This is a genomic window from Cyanobacteriota bacterium, from assembly GCA_027618255.1.
In the GTDB taxonomy this organism is placed as follows: domain Bacteria; phylum Cyanobacteriota; class Vampirovibrionia; order LMEP-6097; family LMEP-6097; genus JABHOV01.
Genome location: JAQCFG010000014.1, coordinates 1 through 21,363, shown reverse-complemented (window position 1 = coordinate 21,363; position 21,363 = coordinate 1). Strand labels below are relative to the sequence as shown.

Here is a 21,363-nt window from a genome sequence, read left to right as displayed (position 1 = left end):
TTATAAGAATCAGGTAATATCATGGATAATTTTATACAGCAAAGAATTCTACAATCAAATCCACAATGGCAAGACTCATCCTATCGTCCTGAACTTGCACTAGCTAACACAAGGGCAATATACAAAGAACTAGTCCAGTCTCTAGATGATCGAATGATAATTTCATTAGTTGGCTTGCGTCGCACTGGCAAAAGTACACTACTGTTTCAACTACAAGATCATGTTTTACAAAAAGTCAACGATAGTAAACAAGTATTTTTCTTTTCCTTTGATGAAAAGCTCCAAGAACAAGATCCTCAAGCACTTGAAGCAATCCTCAATTACTACTTCGATGCAGTATTAAAAACCAACCCTCGAACCTTGAAAGAGAAAGTATATATTTTCTTAGATGAAGTTCAATATATAGAACACTGGCAATCAATTCTCAAAAATTTATACGATTCAAGTAGCAAAATCAAATTTATCATCTCCGGATCATTTTCACTCAAACTAGCAAAACAAGACAGGGAATCGCTTGCAGGCAGGATTGCTGAAAGCTATATTGCCCCACTTGATTTTGCTGATTACCTAACAATCAAATCTCAAATTAAAGAACCATGTGCTATCAAGCTCAATAAAATAGATAATCAATCATTCAAAGATTTAGATTTTGACTTATTCAACCAAAAATATCAAGATCAATTTATTGATTTCATTCTCCATGGTAGCTTCCCCGAGACTATCAATATTGAAAACCTAGACAAAAAATTTGACTACATTGAAAACTCAGTCATCAATAAATTAGTAGAAAACGATATACCCAAGATCTACAAAATCAATAAACGCAATGAACTCAAATCCCTGGTCAAGTGTTTGATACAGGACAGTTCTTCTATTTTTGAAAACAAAAACTTGGCTGAAGCTACTGGACTCCAACGTAATAGTATTAGCAAATATCTAGAAGCACTTGAAGCTAGTTTCTTTCTTGATATAGTGCCTAGCCATCACCGTTCAGCACACAAAGCACGCAAAACACGTAAAAAAGTCTATGTTATTAGTCCAAATTTCTTACCTGCCTTATTAAGACTTAAACGCGACAACTCCTTGCTAAACGACATCATGGGCAAACTAGTTGAGACTTATGTCTATCAAAAACTCAAAAGTTATAGAGAATTTACCAATATCCACTTCTTTCGTAAAGGCAGCAATGAAATTGATTTCATAGCAGGTGATTTCTTGCTCAATAAAAAAACAGAGTGGACATACATTGAAGTTAAATACAAAAACAATATCAATAGCTCTGATATTAAATTCCTGCTTAAGCATATCAAGCAGAATCAAATCCCATCAGCAATTGTAATCACCAAAAACAAATTAGCTATTAATGACTACGATGGTCATAAGGTTTATTTTATTCCAGCTTTGTTAATCTAGTTTGCTAGAGCTGATTATGCATTCACAAGAATTCTACTGCTTAACAAATAAGAACAATCCCAAAGAATCGGTATTGTCTGTAGCATAAGCTACGATTGCATTAGCACCATCTTGTACATAACCAGAGAAGCTATGTCCACCAGCTGCAAAGCTAATCTCACCGCTAGCACTTATAGTAGCAGTACCGCTAGTTCCTTCAAAATCAGAACTTGCAACAGCTTGACTTACAGCATTTGAACTAGCTGCCTTAATTGCTTGGTTCTCTACAGTACCAGAAATACTAAAACTAGTACCCGAGAAAACAATACTACCAGCCTTGTGACTTGAAAGAACTACTTCCCCAGTTGTACCTAAACTAGTAGAATAACTAAATATCTTATAAGTTCCACTGAGGCTTGGAGTAGAACTTGGAAGCTTCACTGCAAAACTAAGCTCACGACTAGCACTATCAATTTGATTAGATCTGCGAGCAGGTCCACCTTGATCATTACGATCAGTAGCAATCACAAAAGCTGCAATAGACGCATCTTGAGCAGCATAACCCTCAAAAACCATCTGCCCCTCTTCGTTATCCTCATCAGCTACGTCAATAGTAAAACGACCATTGCGCGAAGTGAATTGCGCAGAACCAGTTTCTGCCTCAGAGAATTCATCACCGTCAGTTGACACTGAGACAGTGTATTCATCACCACAACTTGCTATTGAACTCTCAAGATACTCACGTTCAAGCTGAGTACTAGCGTCAAAACTGTAAACAACAGAACCGCCCGCAGCAATATCTAAAGTACCTTTAAGACTCATTACACCTATTCGGCCTGGACCACCTAAATCAGTACCAACACCAACTATTCCATAAAGTCCTTCAAGCACCTCATCAGACTGTTTAATAATTACTTGAAAACCAACGATGGTATCTTCAGAAATCTTCAAACCAGTATCAGCATTAAATTCTTCGCCACCACCTATATTGTTAGCAACAGAGAAGCCTCCACTAACAGGATAGAACTGGAATACCTCATCTTTATCTCTAAAAGTAGTGTTGTAAGTTATACCACTAAAATCATCAGTAAAGCTATGGCTTTCTTCAAAAGCTGGAACTACTACAGAAACTACATTACTAGTATCTACGGTTGCAAGAAAACCTGCTTCACCAAAATCTCCCTCTGGTGTTCCAGAATAAGCTTCTAGTGTAAAACAATTAGAGCCATCTTGTGGTCCTTGACCAAAATCATCGTTTGGACCATCTTGTCCACCATCACCAAAATCATCGTTTGGACCATCTTGTCCACCGTCACCAAAATCATCTCCAGGTCCTTGATCGCCTTGTGGTTGATCCTGATCATCTTCTTGCACAGAACCACCTTGATCATCAGAATGTGCTAACAAAGAAGCCTCTGAAAAAAGTACTGGTTGCGGAGTTACAGTAAGCACACCAGCTTCACTAGGTCTAGAAAGTCTTGCTAAACCAATTTCAAGCTCAGCACTCACTCTTGATTCATCACCAAAAGGATTATTCTCAGTTGAACCACCAAGGGCTCCTTCATAGAATACAACAAAGTAATCACCAGCAATTTCTTCAGCAGCAAGCCCTAAGTCTGTAGGAGTTGTTTCAAAAACGAAATCATCATCAGAAAGAGAATCTTGTTCATCTTCTGGAGGCTGATCTTCATCAGGCACTTCATCATCATCAATCGAATCTTCATCAGGAAGCTGACTTGGCAGCTCAACGTCTGCATCATTTGCAACACCAAGCATATTGTCGATTACCGGCTCAAAAAGATCTTCAAGCTTGGCTTGTGTCTCTTCAATAGTCTCTTCAATACCAGGATTAAACTCTTCAAATTGTTCAACAATATCGTTCATCTCTGTTGGAGTAATTTGTTCTTGTATCAATGGTGCGTCAGAATCTTGGACTCCTTCAACAAACTGGTCATATATAAAAGTAGAAACAGGATTAACCACAATATCTTCTGACTCTGTTGCAAAAGCTATCAAATCCTCACCTGTATCAGCTTGAACATGAACTGCATATTCAACACTTGGTGTGGCATCTTCTGGCATTGCAATTTCAAAATTGCCATCTTCATCAGCAACCGCAGTGATTCCAGTTGGAGTTTGCGTGCCATCAGTAGCAATCTCTACGATTTCAACTTCTACACCAGCACCCAGATCCGTATTTAATGGAGTGATTTGTCTTGCCTTGCCCATATTCTGTGGAGTTCTTCTTCTTGTACTAAAATTATTAGTACTTCCAGAAGGTATAATCACTCTTCCAGAGAGAGTCACAGCATCAGCATCTACACTAAGTGCATCTTTATATAGATTAATTCCCAGTTTCTTTTTTAGTCCATTAGATACACTGATAGCAAAAGTGGATTCAGAAGCATTGACAATATTGTCAGTATTTTTAAGACTCAAAGTGATAGGGGAGCTATTTTGCATTACACCATCTTCATAAGGAATCAAAACCGGTCCTGTAAGACTCGATTCGTATAGTTTTTTATTAAATTGGAGCTTGGCTTTGATATTACCAGACTTGCCAGCAAGCTTGGCCGGGTCATCACTCAAAGTCACCGTAAAGGTTTGAGTCGGGCTCGATTCACTAAAACGCAAATCATCATCACTTGGCACAATGTCAATTGCAGAGACCTGCAATCCAAAAGCAACCATGACTAGTACTAAAGCTAATTTTCTCATAGCCATATTCTACCCGACGGCATGTGGCTTGCGGTAGTACAGTTAACCTAAGCTCCCACCCATGTTGAACCTTCACTTTTACCAGATAATATCTAAGCGATCGTCAATTTTGGACTAATTTTCTATTCCGTAGGCTTATTTTATTACAAATTGAAGTTAGAAGTTGGAAAGTGCTTTGGGTAAATTTATCATTGCGTTGGTGTTAATCGTTCCATCTGAGTTAAACTATCCAGCCTGTGAGATAAATCAATTTGTGGGAAATGATTGGCAAAGGATTTGGAGCTATTCAGAAGTTGAGCGATTTTGTCAAAATCAAAGCCTGTAGTTCTTAACTGCTCAAGTTTACAATCTGCAAGTCCAGATTTAACCATCTGTTTATTCAGACCTTGCTTAACACTATTTGCTCGATCATACTCTTGTCTTAGTTCCAGCTCTCTTGCTCTGTTCTTCGGATGATCCGTTACATAGTCATAATATTCTATCGGGTGATCTAAATTTGCAGCATTATCAGGGTCTGTTCTAAACCTATGATCAATTAATCTATTACGTATAGACTCCAATATAGATCCAGCTAATATTGAACACATAATAAAATAAAGTGCGGTATTAATCTGTAAATATTGTTGAGGATCAAAATCTTTTAGCTCTTTATTTCTTGGCAATTCCCTTACGGCATTATCTAAATTGAGCCTTAGATCTCCAAATAATTCTTTAGCTTGCTGCTGAAATCCAGCAAATTCATAAAAATCGTTAGTGAAAAAATCACCAATACTCTTCCATGCTGCTTCGTCTTCCCGCTCAGCTTCATTAGGATCATCAGAACAAGGAACATGAGAATTTACTATATCATTAGCCAACCCTGTAAACTGAGACAGATAGTATTCAAAATTACCATCTAACCAATGTGCAATATGACCAGGTTTAACGAAACCTCTATCAACTGTATTGGTCATAAGCCTAAACACTTGATGGTGAGTAGTATCATCTATATCTTCATTAACAACTCCATTGTTTTGATAACTAGTTAAAGAATCTAAAAATTTATGAATAATCCCCAAAGAGATCTTAAAACAATCAGTTATAGATCTCAAATTCACCAACATAGAATCATGATAAGGATAGGGTTGATGCATTAATTCTAGATCTTCTCTACATTTTTCTATTCTCTCATCAATCCTAGGGATTATCTTCATAAGACCCTTAGTCCTATCTTTATAGGATTCTACTAATTTAACTGCTTCCGATACTTGCATAATAAGATTCTAGCATAGGTTAAAATAAGTTCTGCCTTGAGTTACCATGGTTTAAGATTCTTAGTATTATCATCTACACTAAACTTTTTCTAACAACCACTCCCAGACCGGTATAACCTTGATCAAATCCTTGCCTATCACGATATCTTCCTTGCTATCAAAACTAATAATATAAAGCTCTTTAGCCTTAAGTTCAGACTGCGCTTCAATTAGCGCGCGGACTTCACGCTCGCGAGTATCTTTATCACTAAGATCCCAGCATGCTTGATATAGCTCTCGCGTACACCTGAGATAAAAATCTACTTCATATCCTTTAGCAGTTTTATAATAAAAAATATCTTCTTGGCGTTTACGCAGAGCTAAGAAAACTATATTCTCCAAAGTCTGTCCTTTATTCTCACTAACCCCAAATGCCACCTGATTAACCATACCTGTATCTGTTGCATAAATTTTCTTAGCTGCTATTTGTTGTTTCTTGATTGATGCTGCATAAGAATTAACCGTAAAGAGTAGCCATGCCTGCTCTAGATAGTCTATGTAATTTTTTACAGTGGTGACATTCTTAACAAGGGACTCAGGGTCGTATCCGCACAACGCAGGTTTTGGTTAAGGAATTAAGGATTCAACCTGCTCCATGTCCATTCTTCGCGCAGCTCAACGTGGGTGGCTACCAAGGATTCAAATTAGAGTTAGGGGCGCCGGCACCCTGCTGATCCTCTCCATTATCAACTTCACTAGGTTTGGCTTCATTAACCTGTCTAAGTAAATTCTCAATATCTTGTTGACTCAATTGATTTTGCTGCTGCTGTTTTTGTTGTTGCTGCTGTTGCTGGTCTTGATTTTGATCTTGGTTCTGGTCTTGGTTTTGCTGATCTTGTTTTTGCTGCTGATCCTTTTCATCCTCGCCTTCGCCGTCTTTATCTTTGTCTTCCTCGTCATCTTGCTCATCAAGTTTGTCTTTAGCTAGTTGCAAATTATGTTTTGCATCCTCATCATCGGGATCAATCTCAAGAGCTGCTTCATATGCTTTGACAGCTGCTTCATAATCAGCGATTTTGAAATTAGCATTGCCAAGATTATAAAAAGCACTTTCTTTAAGGATCTCGTTCTCTGCCGTTTCAGTAGCGCGCGCAAAACTAGTAAGAGCCTGATCAAAAACCCCTTCGCGATAATGAGCAATACCCAAATTATAATTAAGCCTCGAACTATGTGGATGCTCGACTTGAAGCTTGAGATACTGAGACCGAGCATCAGTAAACGATTCAGCCTGCAACGCCATATCAGCCTGCCAAAGCCTCGGATCCACTGGGTTTGCCATTGCCGGAGCAGTCATTAACATGAAGAACAAAACAAATAAACCAGATTTTTTATTTCTACGTAATTTCTCAAAAGAATTGTCAATGCGCTTAGTGAACCAAAACTTGATATTGGTATAAACTCCCATATTTAAACCCAAAATCAATTCAAGCAATAAAGCTGCGAAAGCAATTGATGTAAATATTTGGTAAGTCTCGTACCACTTCTTAGACCTGCCTGATTTCAGTAACTCGTTATCTATTTTGGTTTTGATGTGATCATAATATAGTTTATCCAAATGGAAATCACTACCACTTGATCTAAAATACTCACCGCCACCAGCTTCGGCAAGTTCTTTCAGCAAAGTATCATTCAATCTAGAAACCACAACTTCACCAGCAACATCACGCACCAAGCTTCCGTTGTATTGTATTGGGGCACCTTTAGCAGTACCGATACCAATGGTGTATATCCTAATCCCTTCAGACTTAGCTCCCTTAGCTTCTTCTAGAGCAGCTTCGTCCTGCTCCTCGCCATCGCTCATAATGATAAGTGCTTTGCCTTCTGATTTAATATATTTAAATGCCTTACGAGCTTTTTGTAAAGCTAACTTGAATGAAGTACCAGGTGTTTCGATTGAATCTACACTGAGTTTACTAATCCAGTCCTTGACCATTAAATAATCATGAGTCAAAGGCGACTGCAAAAATGCATCACCAGCAAAAATAATTAAACCAATGCGATCACCAGTTAGTTTATCAATCAATTTGTTAATTTCATAGCGAGCCCGTGCTAACCGGCTAGGGCTAATATCCTCAGCCAGCATACTCTTGGAAAGATCCAAAGCCACAATGATATTGGTGCCTTGAGTTTCAATTTCTTTCCAATCATAACCCCAACGTGGTGAAATCAAGGCTACAACAAGCATTGCCAAGGTAACAGTAAGCAAGAAAAAGCGCAATAACGACTTAATACTAGAGCTATTGGGAAATAGAGTTTTGATACGGCTTGGTTTAGCAAGTAAAGCTAGTACCTTTTCTCTACGAGTCCAAACACTATAAAAGAAAAATATCCCAGCTGGAATCAAAAGAAGTAAAAATAAAAATTCTGGATGTTTTATATTCATATTAGCTAACCCTAAACCACACTGTATTTGCTAAAAGCATTTCGACCAAAAAGAATATCAACGCAGTCCAAAGGAATGGCTCATAGATATCTCTGTAAGAATTATATTTTTTGACTTGAATCTCTGTTTTCTCTAGCTTATCGATATGATTATAAATTTTGACAAGATCCTCAGTTGTCTTACCTCTAAAGTAGACGCCACCTGTCTTTTCGGAGATCTCAATTAAGGTCTCCTCGTCAATTGGAATAGCTTGTTTGACTTTTTGCATTCCAAAAGGAGTTGGCACCAAAAACGGCACCTCTCCATCTTGACCAATGCCAATTGTATAAATCTTGACCCTCAGTTGTTTGGCCATCTCAGCAGCGAGTTGCGGGCTAATAGAGCCTGAATTGCTTTGACCGTCAGTCATTAGAATCAAAATCCGTGACTTTGCTTGAAGATCTTTGAGACGCTTGAGAGCAACGGCTATAGCATCACCAATCGCCGTCGAGTTACCCACCATCCCTATTTTCAAATGATTAATCAAATCAACTATCGCACCGTGATCCATAGTCAAAGGACATTGAGTATAAGCCTTCTCACCAAAAACCAACAAACCAAGTCTGTCACCACTACGTCTACTGACAAAATCTTCAAGTATGGCTTTCAAAACAGTCAATCGATCAGTAGTCTTGCCCGCCAACTTGAGGTCTAAGGCAGACATAGATTGCGATGTATCAACGGCAAGCACGATGTCCAAGCCAAGGTGTTTGTTTACAGTAATCGATTGCCCGAGCTGAGGTCTTGCCAAAGTCACAATCACAATAGCAAGTAGCAGTAATCTCATAACAAACGGCATATGAAAACCAACATTGTCGAAGAAAGAAGAAAAACTCCGGTGCTGAGTACTCAGTGCGATGCTCAAATTACTTTGCTTGGATCCAAATAAATAAATCAACAAGAGTACTGGAAGTACTAGAAGAAAACTAAGCACCCATGGATTAGCAAATGTCATACTCGCGCCCCCTCTGCCAGTGCTTGCTCATGAAGCTCTGCTGTGTGATCTGGCTTCACTTCTTTTTCTTCAGTTTCTTCAGCCACCATTGATTTTTCGGTAGTGCGCACAATATCCAAACTCAATTCTAGATCTTTTGCTTTAGTTTCAAGTGAAACATTTTGTTTGGCAAATTTGGCCAAATCCGCTCTCTGAAAGATTTTGGTAAGAAACATCGCATGGTTGGTTCGTATTCGACTTTCATTAATTAAAACATCTGCCATCTCATCAGCTGTCTTCTCAAGACAAGCGATACCCAAGCGCTCTTCAAGATAGCTCTTCATATATTCCGAATAAATCAAATAAAACTGCTTACTATCAAGATTGAGATTTAATTCAGTTAGGTTTTTGATAGTACGTTCATAAATACTCAACTCCTCAATAATTTCCTGACGAAAGAATTTGACATAAACGAAATAAGCCAAAGCTGAAACCACGACAAGAATGAGCAAAACTACAAACCAAGTTGGAATGATGATTGAAATATAACCCTTGATATCTCTCAAACCTTCAGCACCAGCATCAGGCAAACCAGTAGAGGCTTGCTGCATGGATTGAATCATTTGACCGTTGGCTGTTGCAGCTGGCATTAAGATCTACGCTCCTTTGTTAAAAACATTTGCAAAAGAGTTTGCAGATAAGGCTTATGGGTAGAGAGATCTAAGAAATCAATACCTAATCTTTTGAATTTGGCACTCAATCTATTGATGTGATCACTTTGCAAATGTGCAAAAAGTTCACGAGTCGATTTGCGATTAAGATTCAAGAGCTGCTTTTGTCCAGTCTCTGGGTTAATAACTTCAACAAAACCAATATTTGGTAACCAAAACTCACGAGGATCTCTAATTGAGATAGCAATTAAGTCTTGAGTCTTGCGCAACAACTTCAACTCTTTCTCATAATCAAATGATTCAACAAAAACATCATCCGCCGCCTGCTTGGTCAGCTCTTTCATTACAGGAGCTTTGGATTTAATAAAATCCGAAATCAAAAACACCACAGAGTGCTTAGGGATCATTGAAATCACTTCTTGCAAGGCACGTTTGAGATTAGTTTTCCGTGATTTGGGCTTAAAAGTCAACAAGTCCTTGATCAATCTAAAAATATGCGCCTTGCCTTGTTTCGGTGGTATATAACTCTCAACTTCATCAGTAATTAAAATCATACCGACTTTGTCGTTACTTTTGATAGCCAGCGAAGCCAGTACTGAAGCCAGTTCCACAGCCATTTCTTGTTTACTTTGTCTTTGAGTACCAAAATCATTAGAAGCGCTCAAATCAAGGATCACTATAATCGAGAGTTGTCTTTCTTCTTTATACTGACGAATAAACGGCTCTTGCATCCGAGCTGTCACCTTCCAATCAATCCCCCGAATATCATCACCAATTTGATATTCACGTATCGATTCAAAATTGAGCCCCTTGCCTTTAAACGCTGACTTATACTCACCAGAAAGAATTTCAGATGCCATACGATCAGATTTGATCTGAATTTTCTTTATTTGAGAAAGTAGTTCTTTAGAGATTAACATTTGTTATTGTTGTCATTGTGAACATAGTGAAGCAATCTAATGCAAGATCTTAATAGCAATCCTAAGTCTTTACATTGGATTGCCACGCCCTCATCAAGGGCTCGCAATGACGCTTAGGGGACCTCTATTGAATCAAAGATGATCTTAATTACATCATCTGAGTTCTTGTCTTCAGCCTCAGCTTCAAAACTTACTATGATACGTTGCCTCAAAACTTCAAAGCCAACACTCTTAACATCTTGAGGAGTCACATATGCTCTCCCTTGCAGATAAGCATGAGTTCTAGCTGCCAAAACTAGTGCTATAGAGGCACGCGGCGATGCACCAACTTGGATTAAACCATCAAGTTCTTTGATCTTGTGTGTTTTACCACCAGCTTGCGACTCACCAGTACGACTAGCAAAAACAATATCAACAATATAGTCCTGTACTTTCTCGTCGATATAAACCTTATCTACAAACTCACGCGCCTTGAAAATATCATCCTTACTGAGAACTTGTTTCAAATTGATAACTTGTTTAAGTGCCATCATGTTCATGATTTTCTTTTCTTCAACACGATTAGGATAATCAATCTTGAGCTTCATCATAAATCTATCCATTTGCGCTTCAGGCAATGCATAAGTACCTTCTTGCTCAAGCGGGTTCTGAGTTGCCAGCACAATAAAAGGCTGATCAAGTGGGTAAGTAATGTCACCAATCGTTACTTGTTTCTCTGCCATCGCTTCAAGCAAAGCAGATTGCACTTTAGCTGGAGCACGGTTAATCTCATCGGCAAGAATCAAGTTGCTAAATATCGGACCCTTCTTAGTTTCAAAATCACTAGTATTCGGTCTATAAATCTGTGTACCAATCAAATCGGCTGGCAACAAATCCGGCGTAAACTGAATTCGCTGAAAACCAAGCCCGATACAATCCGATAATGCCTTAACTGTTTCAGTCTTAGCCAAACCTGGCACTCCCTCTATCAAAATATGGCCGCCGGCTATAATACCAAGTAATAATCTATCAACAAAATGCTCTTGCCCTATGATTTTCCTGGCAACTTCTTCACGAACTTGCTGAAAACTCTTGGAGTGAATCTGTATGTCAGTTGTCAATTGCTCCAATTCTGCGCCTGTATCAATGGTTTCTGTCATATTAATGATTATAACTCATCTTTGCCTCTTGCAACTAGAGCATACATATTGCTAGAATCGAGATATGTATGTTTTTCAAGATAGTTATGGTTCAACAAAAGATATGGCAAATAAAAATGCTCAAACGGGTCGAGCTTATCGACCGCCAAAAGCTGCTGAAGTTAATAGACCAAGCAATCAATGCACTGGCAATACAATGGCTCAAGATGTCCATAAACTAGATAGCCTCTCCCAAAATCTAGCTAACAACCCCTACAGCTCAGAGCTCTATTTAGACTATGCCGAGGCTGTAATATCAGGATGGGCTAAGAGTGGCAAACACAGAATACTAGTCCTAGGCAAGTTAAACGCTGCAATAGAAAAAATGCAACAAAAAGAAAAACTCAGCAGTGATCCTGAAAGCCGTCTTAAAATCTTCTTAGCTAAAGAAGAAATCATGAAATTACAAGGTGATCGAAGCTATTCATTAGAACAAGAGTTTGACAAGATTAAAGCAGACCTTGAATCAAGCCAAGACACTTTTACTCATTCGCTCACCGTGCTTGCACTTGGACAACAAATTGCTACAGACAAAAGAGTTGCAGCTAATGATCAAAGCAAAGAAGTTCAGTTTATCAAAGACAAACTAATACCAATTATCAGATCTGTAGATAAGGGACGTGAAAGTAAAACAATTACAGTATCAAAATTACTAGCAGACTATCAAAAAATCAAAGCAGAACTTTTGATCGCTGCAGATATGTCAGATGAAGCCCAAGAATTTATGGAACAATATATTAAACACCAAGGCAATTCCAAAACTGCTGAACGTCTTAGACCAATTCTTGCAAAACTAAAGAGAAAATAATTCCAAAAAAAGACCCCGCCGAAGCGAGGTCTTAATTAATTTAATCTACAAATACAAGTCTCTTAGAAAACTTTGTATATGCTAGCTTGAACACCAATGTCTGGTGAATCGCTATTCATACCAAGTGGTAAACCAGCTCTAAGTTGCATGTCATCCATAGGGATGATGATACCAGGAACTAGTCTTAGGTCAGTACCGATATCATCTGTGTAAACAGTGTTACCAAGTAGACCTAGAGAAAGACCGAAGTCATCTCCTGACCAAACAGCTTCATTGTAATAAACAAGTGAGTGTTGAGTTGCACCAGCATCTGGCACGTCGAATCTGTATCCAACATCACCATGCCAAGCTAGGTTATCACCTAGGCTGATTGTGTACTCAGCACCAGTTTGGAAGCCGTAAGCATTACGACCAGAAACAGGTCTTAAAGTATTAGTTGTAAGCAATCCGCTTTGTACCATTGGGAAAGTTTGGTTGATGTACCAAGTTAAAGCAAAATCTTCTTCTTGTACTAAACCAGCTTCTAAAGTTAGTCCAAGGTTATTAAAACCAAAAGCAGAAGTACCAGCTTCAACTCCAAGTAATTCAATATCAACACTACCGTGAGATAGGGCTGTATTTAAACCAATTCTAGTTGGAATTCCAGTATCTAAACTGTGTCTCCAATCTACTCTAAGTAAATTAAAAACATCTGTAGATGCACTGATACCACCAGCACTAGCATGGTCGTGGAACCAATCAAAACCAATTGTTAATTGGTCAGGATTTTCTGTGTCAATTGTAGCTTGTTGTACATTTAGCGGGGCTAATGCAGCATTTGCACTAGATACACTAAGTAAAAGCAACATAGCTAAAAGTATTGATTTTCTCATAAATTTATCTCCTATTTTGTTCTTCGTTATCTCGATGAGATAGAACATAGCTAACCAGTCCAGGTTAACCATCAGGCATTATAGTCTCATAAAAACCTTAATTTGTACAATACAATAGCTGTTGTCTTTTACAAATTTAATTTTTAATAACTACTGTTCCGCAAAATTGAATAATTTTGACTAGCCGAAAAACCTTGTGGGCTCAGGTTTTCAGCACAAGCTCCGTCGTTGCCGAGAATATCTTGATTAAATTCATCCTAGATAAGAGATATGATGTTTATATGCTTGATCTGCAAATTAATGGCTTGGCAACGGAGGATTTTTCTTGTAATTTCTGGCAGGCCCCAGAAGATGCATCAATAAATTCACTGAATGACTACCTAAATAAAAAAGGAGTGGAGCAATATTTGGCCACCATAATCACTTCAAGCTATGACAGCTTTGTGACAAATCTCAAACGCATTCAAAACTACAGTAACAAGTTTGCTAATGAGAATTTGCTTGGAGTTCACATTGAAGGTGGCTTGATCACCCGTTTAGGAGTGCATCCACCAGAGCATGCAACTGCACTTAATTATAAAGAAGCAAAATCATTGATCGCTGATTTCCCTGGTTTGATCAAGCTGTGGACGATTTGTCCCAAGCTAGACCCGCAAGGTGAAGTCACCAGATTAGCTCAAGACAATGGCATCCTAGTTAGTTATGGTCACAGCAATGCTAGTTATAACGAGGCTCAGAGAGCTTTTGAAAACTATGGCGTGAACTTAGTAACTCATTGGGGAAACGCAATGTATATAATGAACGATTTCGAGCAACGAGATTGCTCTGATCTTGACTTAAGCAGATTAGATACTGAAATAGATGGTGGTATTGGACTTGCTGCTTATCAAAACCCCAACATCTATTGTATGGCAATTGCTGGCTCAAAAAAAGATGGCGATGAACATATCGACCCGCGCCTATTAAAAAAGCTCTTCGCCAAGAAAAAAGACAAAATGATTTTGGTGAGTGATTCAGTGGTTTTGCGGCCCGAAATCAATAACCTACAAGGAGGACTTGTGAGTCTTGCCAAACATGCCCAAAACGCTATAGCTATTGGGATTCCTGAGGCTGCTGTCAAGCAAGCTTGTAATGAAACTCCCAAGAAATTGCTTAAATTAGGGGTTATCAACTAGGGGCGTGTAACCCAGCCCATATTTATTAACTGAGATCTTTATATTTAGTAATTTGGGCTGGGTGTATAACACGCTCCACTATTAATCAAAGTCAGTTACCATACAAATGACCTAGCCTTATCCCCGAGATTCTGGGCATTTTATAGCTATGGAAGATCTTGGTCTCAATCAACGCCAAACTATTGAAATGCTCAATAAGGTACTTCAAGCGGCGCGTCGTGCCCATGACAACGGCAAAGACAGAGCACTAAGCAAAATTATCGATGAAGCCAGTAAACTTGTTTCTCAATTAAATAGACCTGTTTCAAAACAAAGTTCTGATGTACAGGTCGCTCAAAAAAAGGTAGCAACCGCGGGGAATGCGCGTGTTGCCTTCGGAGATAATTCTGACTTTCAAAACAAGTCTAATGAGCATATGGACACGCGCAAAGCACCAATGAATGCTGCCGATTTTTACAGAGCCTATTTAGCAGAAAAGAAACCTGAGTTTGTTAGGGTTGAGGGTGTGGTTGTAGACTAGTTATAATTGAAACTAATCTCATGCAAAGGTTAGTACCAACAACGAAACCAATTATTGCCTATGAGTTCTTTGCTCGTCATCGTCTCCATGTGGACAATTCGCAAAGATTTGAAATTGCATATCAACGATCTCAACACCGTGTTTTTCGGCGATACGTTTGCCTAATTCATTAACCAAGTCATCTTCAAACTCAATTGTTTTATTGCAGTTGAGGCAAATAATATGATGATGCGGCGGCGCGTCTGCATCAACAAGCTCATAGTGCTTGTGGGTTTCAGCAAAATCAAGCTCACGCAAAATATTCATTTTGACAAGCATTTTGAGGGTGCGGTAGGTAGTTGCAAGTGATATCTGCTCACTACTTTCTTTGAGTATGTCAAAAACATCCTCAGCAGAAAGATGCTTGTCTCCTGCCTCGTGAAAGATTCTAATTACGGTCTCTCTTTGAGGAGTTACCCGATAACCTTGTTCTCTCATGCTCTTAAGCATTTCTTCTGTCTTGTCGTCTATTGTCATTAAACCTAAGTATAGCAGCTTATTGCGAATATTCTCAATAAGCTCAGTTTATCAATCATAGATCCCAGTTTTTGTATTCTTTTCGAAACCATATACTCATAGTTAGCGTCTAGGTATAAGGCTAACTATGCATAGACTCGCGATATTAATTCTTACACTACTCCCACAAGCGGTTCTTGCAGCTCCAGGCATTTCCCTCAGCCTTGGCGACGGGACTGAAGGCGTAGGTACAGGTGTACAAATCCTGATTATGCTCACGATTCTAAGTGTGGCTCCATCAATATTCTTGATGACCACTAGTTTTATACGATTCATAATCGTATTTGGAATGCTTAGAACAGCAATGGGGCTAGGGCAACTTCCACCAACACAAATACTGGTTGGACTATCTTTAATTTTGACTTTCATGGTTATGCAACCGACCTTTGATCGAGTCAACTCCGAAGCGCTGCAACCCTTCATGCAACAGCAAATAGATGAACAAACTTTTTTCAAGCGTGCTTTTGATCCAATGAAGGAATTCATGATCAGACAAACTGATAGCTCTGAGTTTGAACTAGCCCTGAGAGTTGCTGACATCGAAAAACCAGAAAGCCTTGATGACTTGCCGCCTCACATTTTGGTAGTCTCGTTCATACTTAGCGAATTAAAAAAAGCATTCAAAATTGGCTTCATGATCTTCATGCCTTTCATTATCATAGACATGATTGTAGCCAGTGCCCTGGTCTCGATTGGTTTGATGTTCTTGCCGCCAACGACTATCTCGCTGCCATTTAAAATCGTGCTCTTTGTATTAATTGATGGTTGGGCACTCTTGAGCGAAGGCTTAATGAAAGGATTTGCTTAATGGATCAAGCACAATTTATAGATATATCAAATCAAGCATTGTTGACAGCAGCAATTGTCTCTATTCCAATCTTGGTACCAAGTCTGATTGGTGGTGTGCTCATAAGTTTGTTTCAAGCACTAACTCAAATCAGTGAGCAAACACTAACCTTTGTGCCTAAACTAGTCATCATGATTATTAGTTATTTCTTTGCCGGACCTTGGATCATCCGTTATATGGTGAACTACACAAGCTCAATCATAGAAAGGATTCCAGAGATGTCGTTGCCTGGTTAAGGACACGCTGAAAAACGAAGTTTTCTAGTCGGGTCCATGAAAAAGGTTCTGTCCGTATAACATGGTTGTGGGAAAAAGAGCTGAAAATAAAGGAAAAAGTATGACCCATGTTGGGTCTGTAAGGACCCGCACGTGTCAGATAAGGGTTGATATTTTGCATTTTTCAGTGCAGCCTATACAGTCTCTAACACTCGCTTCGGACCATGGATAGGATCTTCAAGCACAATCGTCTGTTCGCGAGATGGTCCAACACTAACTATCGTTATTGGAATCTCAAGAATTGATTCAAGGTAGCGAACATAGCTAAGCGCACCCTGTGACAACTGACCAATTTCAGTAGCACCAACAGACTTGGCTTCATCTTTCCATGGAGCTAGTTTCTCATAAATAGGTTCAACGTATTTTAGGAAATTGGACTTGGCTGGAAGATCTTTGTAAACCTCTCCAGTGCGAATATCTTTGTAAGCATTACAAACCAAAATCTCTTCAAGGTCGTCAAGCACATCAAGCTTGGTCAAAGCTAAACAATCCATACCATTGATACGAACTGCATAGCGCATCAAGACAGCGTCAAACCAACCAACGCGACGTGCTCTGCCAGTAGTAGTACCAATCTCTTCCCAAGCAGTTCCTTCGGCACGAAGTATCTTTGCTGAACTTCCTTGAACTTCTGTAGGGAAAGGTCCCTCACCAACACGAGTCGTATAAGCCTTAGCAATTCCAATTACTCTATCGATAAAGTTGGGACCAACACCAGAACCAATGCAAGCGCCGCCAGCAACAGGGTTGGAGCTAGTCACATAAGGATAGGTTCCATGATCAAGGTCAAGTAAAGTTCCTTGAGCACCTTCAAATAAAATATTTTTACGTTGCTTATTTGCTTCCCAAATAATTGCAGCCGTATCAAAAACATAAGGAGCAAGTTGCTTACCGTATTCTGCATACTCTCTAAAAACTTCATCAATATTCAATGACTCAAGTCCATAAAGCCTATCAAGGATAATATTTTTTTCTGGAATCAAAGTCTTGAGGTTATCAAGCAAAGCGCTTGAATCAGTAAGTTCACACATGCGCAAACCTGAACGTGCTGACTTGTCAGCATAAGTAGGACCAATGCCTCTGCAAGTTGTACCGATTTTCTTAGAGCCACGAGCCTCTTCCTGAGCACCATCTATCAAAAGATGATACGGCATTGTTACGTGGGCTGAAGCGCTAATTTGCAAATTGCTCATATCAATACCCTGATCCTTGAGCTCATTAATCTCACGCAAAATTACTTTAGGATCAATAACCGTACCGTTACCAACCATGCAAATAGTTCCTTCATTTAGAATCCCAGACGGAATTAAATGGAATTTATACTTTTTGCCACCAGTGTTCACTGTATGACCAGCGTTGCTACCGCCTTGATAACGTACGATATAATCGGCGTTTTTAGATAGTAAATCAACTACCTTTGCTTTACCTTCATCGCCCCATTGACTACCAACTAATACTACGTTTGCCATTGATTCTCCTTAACCCCAATAGAATAGTATAACATGTCGGGACAAAAGATACCGAGAAGTCAGAGGTTAAATGACCCCCTTAAATCAAAAACATTAACTCACTCAAAAACTCAATCCAGCTAAATCTCCTATAAACAAAGGGATGCACAGAAAACACCCAGGGGTTAAATGACCCCTTTCGTTCTGATTTGAGCCTTGCTATAAATTTATTAATGGTATACATATATGATAGATCAAAGGAGTTTGAAGCCAAAGTACATTTCTTTTTTGGGTCGGTTCTGTCAACACCATTTTGTATAGGAGTTCTCAATATGATCACTACCAACTTTAAACCAAACTTATGGCCAATGCTACTTGCTTGCCTCTTTCTAATAGCCGGTTTGCTCTATATTGCTAATAGCTATATAATTATGCAAGAAAGGGACATTAACAATGCACAACTTTATTCAAAGTGAACTAGCTAAATACGAGACTAGTGAACTAATTACAATGACTTTTATGTGCCTATTTGGACTTATAGCACCTTTGTGCACTCCACTATTTAACCCTTGGCTAAGAAAAAAACACCCATTTGAATATACAGATGGGGATTACAATGTACAGCAAAACTCACTCCGCAACCCTCGAGGGAATTAACGCACAAATTATTGAAGTTGAACTTGATTCTGGAGGCGGCATGCCTGGATTCAATATCGTTGGACTTGCTAGTAAATCCATTAGCGAGTCCAAAGATAGAGTCAGAGCTGCTTTGGAATCAAGCAACTATCCGCTTGACGCTGGCAAGATCCTGGTTAATTTAATTCCTGCTCACTTGCCCAAAGAAGGTAGTCATTTTGATTTGGCTATCGCGGCAACACTGATGGTCAATCACGGCTATATTAATGTAGCTCCTCAATTACTTGCCAGCTGTTGTTTTTTTGGTGAGCTCTCGCTCAATGGCAAGCTCAAACAAATCATTGGGCTACTACCACTAGCCTTGCAAGCGCAAGAAGCCAAGATCCAACATATAGTAGTTCCCTATGATAACCGTAATGAAGCGAGCTTGATTAAACTAGCAAGCAAATCTAATTCAGAAATCTATGCAATCAAAAACCTCTTTGAACTTCAATCATTGATTGAAGCAATTGACAGAAGCAATAATGAAATCTTAGAACAATATCAGGTACCGGTACTAGACAGAACAAAACTCAAAAACAAAACAAAATCCAATCGCGACCTGAGCGAAGTTATTGGACAAGAACAAGCCAAACGTGGCTTGGAGATTGCAGCAGCGGGCGGGCATCATGTACTAATGATTGGTCCACCTGGTTGCGGCAAATCAATGCTCGCTAATCGCTTCATTGATTTGTTGCCAGCTCTTAGTTTTGATCAAGCACTTGAACTAACTAAGATCTACAGCATAAGTGGTATGAGCAATGGTGACTTGATGCTCGAACCGCCGCTACGTGCGCCGCATCACAGCACAAGTAACGCAGCACTAGTTGGTGGCGGCTCCAAAGTCAAACCTGGTGAAGTGAGCTTGGCTCACAACGGTGTTTTGTTTCTTGATGAACTCACAGAATTTAACCGACATAGCATCGAGCAGCTTAGGCAAATACTTGAAGATAAATCAATTAACATCAATCGCATTAGACAATCCTTACGCTTCCCGGCGAGCTTCACTTTGATTGCCGCCTGCAACCCTTGTCCCTGCGGCTATTTGGGAGACACAGTCAAGCCCTGCAGCTGCTCTCCAAAACAAATAAGCAATTACATAGGTAGGCTTTCTGGTCCATTATTAGACCGCATCGATATGCACATAGAACTGTGCCGGCTCGATTATGATCAAATCAAACTACTCAATCGCCGTGCTAGTGGCTCGACTCTAGTCAAAAACTCTAGTCTCACTGACAGTTGCAAAACTAAAATCATCCAAGCACGTCAGTTTGCGATAAAAGAATCAAAGGGACTTGTCTTGGAACAAACCGAACTGGAGTTTATGGACAAAGCTATTTTGAATCTAGATCTTTCTGCTCGCTCTCACCAGAAGATTTTGCGACTTGCTAGGACTATTGCAAACTTGGATGCTAGTGAGTTTATGCGAATTCAACATTTGGCTGAAGCACTGAGTTTTAGGTCTATTGATTGGGAGAGGTATAGGAAGTGAGTTTAGATGAGACTGAATTGCCTGAAGCAATGTTTGAGGTGGAGGCTTATTTATCATGTAGAGTACGCATGACAAAAGAGCAATGGTGGAAAATACAAACGAAACACGTTAAACTCATAGGCAAAATTGACAAGCTGGTTGAATGTATCAAAAAACCCGAAATTATTAGAAAAAGCATTTACATTGACAATTCTTTTTTATGCTATATCAAAGAAGGTCAATATTGGCTTGTAGTCATATTTAAAAAACTTAATGGAATAGGTTTTGTGAAAACTGCCTACATTACTGATAAAATAAAAGAAGGTAAAGAAATATGGCGAAAATAAAAGTTATACACGATACTATTGGTGAAACTCTAACTATCTATTTCCACGAACCTAGCGAAAATCATATTTGCGAAGAACTAGGTAATGGCAGCCTATTAATCAAAGATGAAAACACAGGTGAAACAGTTGGCTTTGAGCAGCTAAACTATAAACCAAAGGAACCACATCGGCTAATTATTGAAAGTGAGAGTTTTAGTAAACCTCAGTAAGCATAGTAAGTGCAATATTCATCATCTCTTCATGAATCTCTGCAAGAGCTTCTACTTTATTTTTCGAAAATGAACCATAAGCCTCAGTAAGTCTATAAGCCTGAGCCAAGATCTCTAAAGCATTTTGCATAATCGGCTCTGAATCTCTACCATTAACAAATTTATCATTAATTGCAACCCTTCTGTAATGGTCTGCCGCCTCTTGAGGTGACAAAGTTTCACGCCCACTATGACCAACCAATGTATCCCAATCATGTTCACTCTCTCCAGTGAGCCTTAAGATCATTTTTTCTAAATCTATAGTCTCATTTGATGTAGCATCAATTGTATCTTGAACTAAGCTTGCTCCTTGACTAACAATTTTAGAATCAAATGGTATTGGAGTTACAGCGGGTAATTCTATTTCAGGTGATGGAGTCGTAGAAATTGATTTGAGTTGATTTATTAATTTAACAAATCTTGTAACCGATGCATCTTCTGCTTGTTTCTGCTCACCATTCTCATTTAATATATATGTGCGTAGTAAAGCGTCAACAATAAAATATTTTTGTTCAGAAGTTAGTTTATCAAAGCCAGCTTGTATCAACTTAGCTTTTAAATTAATAGAATCACCTTTCCTACGATCAATTGTTTC

Annotated in this window: 22 protein-coding genes; 10 read left to right on the top strand and 12 right to left on the bottom strand. The window is 39.0% G+C overall.

Annotated elements, in window-relative coordinates:
- The first annotated feature begins 21 nt into the window (after nt 1–21).
- Entirely contained in the window at nt 22–1,413 is a 1,392-nt protein-coding gene (locus O3C63_03350) for an ATP-binding protein (protein ID MDA0771960.1), read from the top strand.
- A 33-nt stretch (nt 1,414–1,446) separates the two neighbouring features.
- Here the strand turns inward: O3C63_03350 and O3C63_03345 are convergent, their stop codons facing one another.
- The 8 genes from O3C63_03345 to O3C63_03310 all read right to left on the bottom strand — a co-directional run bounded on the left by O3C63_03345 (nt 1,447) and on the right by O3C63_03310 (nt 11,488).
- Nucleotides 1,447–4,110 (bottom strand): hypothetical protein, encoded by a 2,664-nt coding sequence (locus O3C63_03345; GenBank protein ID MDA0771959.1) that lies wholly within the window; start codon nt 4,108–4,110, stop codon nt 1,447–1,449.
- Nucleotides 4,111–4,298: 188 nt separating this feature from the next.
- On the bottom strand, nt 4,299–5,363 hold the full coding sequence (locus O3C63_03340; GenBank protein ID MDA0771958.1) for a hypothetical protein: 1,065 nt from the start codon (nt 5,361–5,363) through the stop codon (nt 4,299–4,301).
- A 78-nt stretch (nt 5,364–5,441) separates the two neighbouring features.
- The gene (locus O3C63_03335; protein ID MDA0771957.1) at nt 5,442–5,957 is read right to left on the bottom strand and encodes a DUF4143 domain-containing protein; all 516 of its coding nucleotides are present in this window, start codon (nt 5,955–5,957) and stop codon (nt 5,442–5,444) included.
- 73 nt (nt 5,958–6,030) lie between these two features.
- Nucleotides 6,031–7,785, bottom strand: coding sequence for a VWA domain-containing protein (locus tag O3C63_03330; protein ID MDA0771956.1), 1,755 nt, complete (start codon nt 7,783–7,785; stop codon nt 6,031–6,033).
- Nucleotide 7,786: 1 nt separating this feature from the next.
- The gene (locus tag O3C63_03325) at nt 7,787–8,779 is read right to left on the bottom strand and encodes a VWA domain-containing protein (GenBank protein MDA0771955.1); all 993 of its coding nucleotides are present in this window, start codon (nt 8,777–8,779) and stop codon (nt 7,787–7,789) included.
- Entirely contained in the window at nt 8,776–9,408 is a 633-nt protein-coding gene (locus O3C63_03320; protein MDA0771954.1) for a hypothetical protein, read from the bottom strand. Before O3C63_03320 ends, O3C63_03325 begins: the two co-directional genes overlap by 4 nt.
- Complete coding sequence (locus O3C63_03315; GenBank protein MDA0771953.1) at nt 9,408–10,349, bottom strand: DUF58 domain-containing protein; 942 nt, start codon at nt 10,347–10,349, stop codon at nt 9,408–9,410. The genes O3C63_03320 and O3C63_03315 overlap by 1 nt, the downstream gene beginning before the upstream one ends.
- A 113-nt stretch (nt 10,350–10,462) precedes the next feature.
- Complete coding sequence (locus O3C63_03310; GenBank protein ID MDA0771952.1) at nt 10,463–11,488, bottom strand: MoxR family ATPase; 1,026 nt, start codon at nt 11,486–11,488, stop codon at nt 10,463–10,465.
- 64 nt (nt 11,489–11,552) lie between these two features.
- Here O3C63_03310 and O3C63_03305 point away from each other — a divergent pair, with 64 nt between their 5' ends.
- Complete coding sequence (locus tag O3C63_03305; protein MDA0771951.1) at nt 11,553–12,335, top strand: hypothetical protein; 783 nt, start codon at nt 11,553–11,555, stop codon at nt 12,333–12,335.
- Between the two features lie 62 nt (nt 12,336–12,397).
- On the opposite strand, the gene O3C63_03300 is transcribed toward O3C63_03305, so the two are convergent.
- Nucleotides 12,398–13,207 carry a hypothetical protein gene (locus tag O3C63_03300; protein MDA0771950.1) on the bottom strand — a complete coding sequence of 270 codons (810 nt, stop codon included), beginning with the start codon at nt 13,205–13,207 and terminating at the stop codon, nt 12,398–12,400.
- Between the two features lie 176 nt (nt 13,208–13,383).
- Between O3C63_03300 and O3C63_03295 the strand changes: the two genes are divergently transcribed.
- Nucleotides 13,384–14,382: a hypothetical protein gene (locus O3C63_03295; GenBank protein MDA0771949.1), complete on the top strand. Its 999-nt coding sequence runs from the start codon at nt 13,384–13,386 to the stop codon at nt 14,380–14,382.
- Nucleotides 14,383–14,530: 148 nt separating this feature from the next.
- Complete coding sequence (locus tag O3C63_03290; GenBank protein MDA0771948.1) at nt 14,531–14,902, top strand: hypothetical protein; 372 nt, start codon at nt 14,531–14,533, stop codon at nt 14,900–14,902.
- A 51-nt stretch (nt 14,903–14,953) separates the two neighbouring features.
- Here O3C63_03290 and O3C63_03285 read toward each other — a convergent pair whose 3' ends face one another.
- Nucleotides 14,954–15,418 (bottom strand): Fur family transcriptional regulator, encoded by a 465-nt coding sequence (locus O3C63_03285; protein ID MDA0771947.1) that lies wholly within the window; start codon nt 15,416–15,418, stop codon nt 14,954–14,956.
- Between the two features lie 127 nt (nt 15,419–15,545).
- Between O3C63_03285 and fliP the strand changes: the two genes are divergently transcribed.
- Nucleotides 15,546–16,265, top strand: coding sequence for a flagellar type III secretion system pore protein FliP (gene fliP, locus O3C63_03280; GenBank protein MDA0771946.1), 720 nt, complete (start codon nt 15,546–15,548; stop codon nt 16,263–16,265).
- Nucleotides 16,265–16,540: a flagellar biosynthesis protein FliQ gene (fliQ, locus tag O3C63_03275; GenBank protein ID MDA0771945.1), complete on the top strand. Its 276-nt coding sequence runs from the start codon at nt 16,265–16,267 to the stop codon at nt 16,538–16,540. Before fliP ends, fliQ begins: the two co-directional genes overlap by 1 nt.
- A gap of 173 nt (nt 16,541–16,713) precedes the next feature.
- On the opposite strand, the gene O3C63_03270 is transcribed toward fliQ, so the two are convergent.
- Entirely contained in the window at nt 16,714–18,048 is a 1,335-nt protein-coding gene (locus O3C63_03270; protein ID MDA0771944.1) for an adenylosuccinate synthase, read from the bottom strand.
- Between the two features lie 212 nt (nt 18,049–18,260).
- Between O3C63_03270 and O3C63_03265 the strand changes: the two genes are divergently transcribed.
- From O3C63_03265 to O3C63_03250, 4 genes are all read left to right on the top strand, one after another.
- On the top strand, nt 18,261–18,503 hold the full coding sequence (locus O3C63_03265; protein MDA0771943.1) for a hypothetical protein: 243 nt from the start codon (nt 18,261–18,263) through the stop codon (nt 18,501–18,503).
- Nucleotides 18,504–18,631: 128 nt separating this feature from the next.
- A complete protein-coding gene (locus O3C63_03260) occupies nt 18,632–20,194 on the top strand; it encodes a YifB family Mg chelatase-like AAA ATPase (GenBank protein ID MDA0771942.1) in 1,563 nt (520 codons plus the stop codon).
- Complete coding sequence (locus tag O3C63_03255; GenBank protein ID MDA0771941.1) at nt 20,191–20,520, top strand: DUF4258 domain-containing protein; 330 nt, start codon at nt 20,191–20,193, stop codon at nt 20,518–20,520. The genes O3C63_03260 and O3C63_03255 overlap by 4 nt, the downstream gene beginning before the upstream one ends.
- Nucleotides 20,508–20,729 carry a DUF2283 domain-containing protein gene (locus tag O3C63_03250; protein ID MDA0771940.1) on the top strand — a complete coding sequence of 74 codons (222 nt, stop codon included), beginning with the start codon at nt 20,508–20,510 and terminating at the stop codon, nt 20,727–20,729. Before O3C63_03255 ends, O3C63_03250 begins: the two co-directional genes overlap by 13 nt.
- Here the strand turns inward: O3C63_03250 and O3C63_03245 are convergent.
- Nucleotides 20,713–21,363 (bottom strand): hypothetical protein (locus O3C63_03245; protein ID MDA0771939.1); only part of this gene is annotated, 651 nt, incomplete at its 5' end. The two genes, O3C63_03250 and O3C63_03245, sit on opposite strands and share 17 nt — an antisense overlap.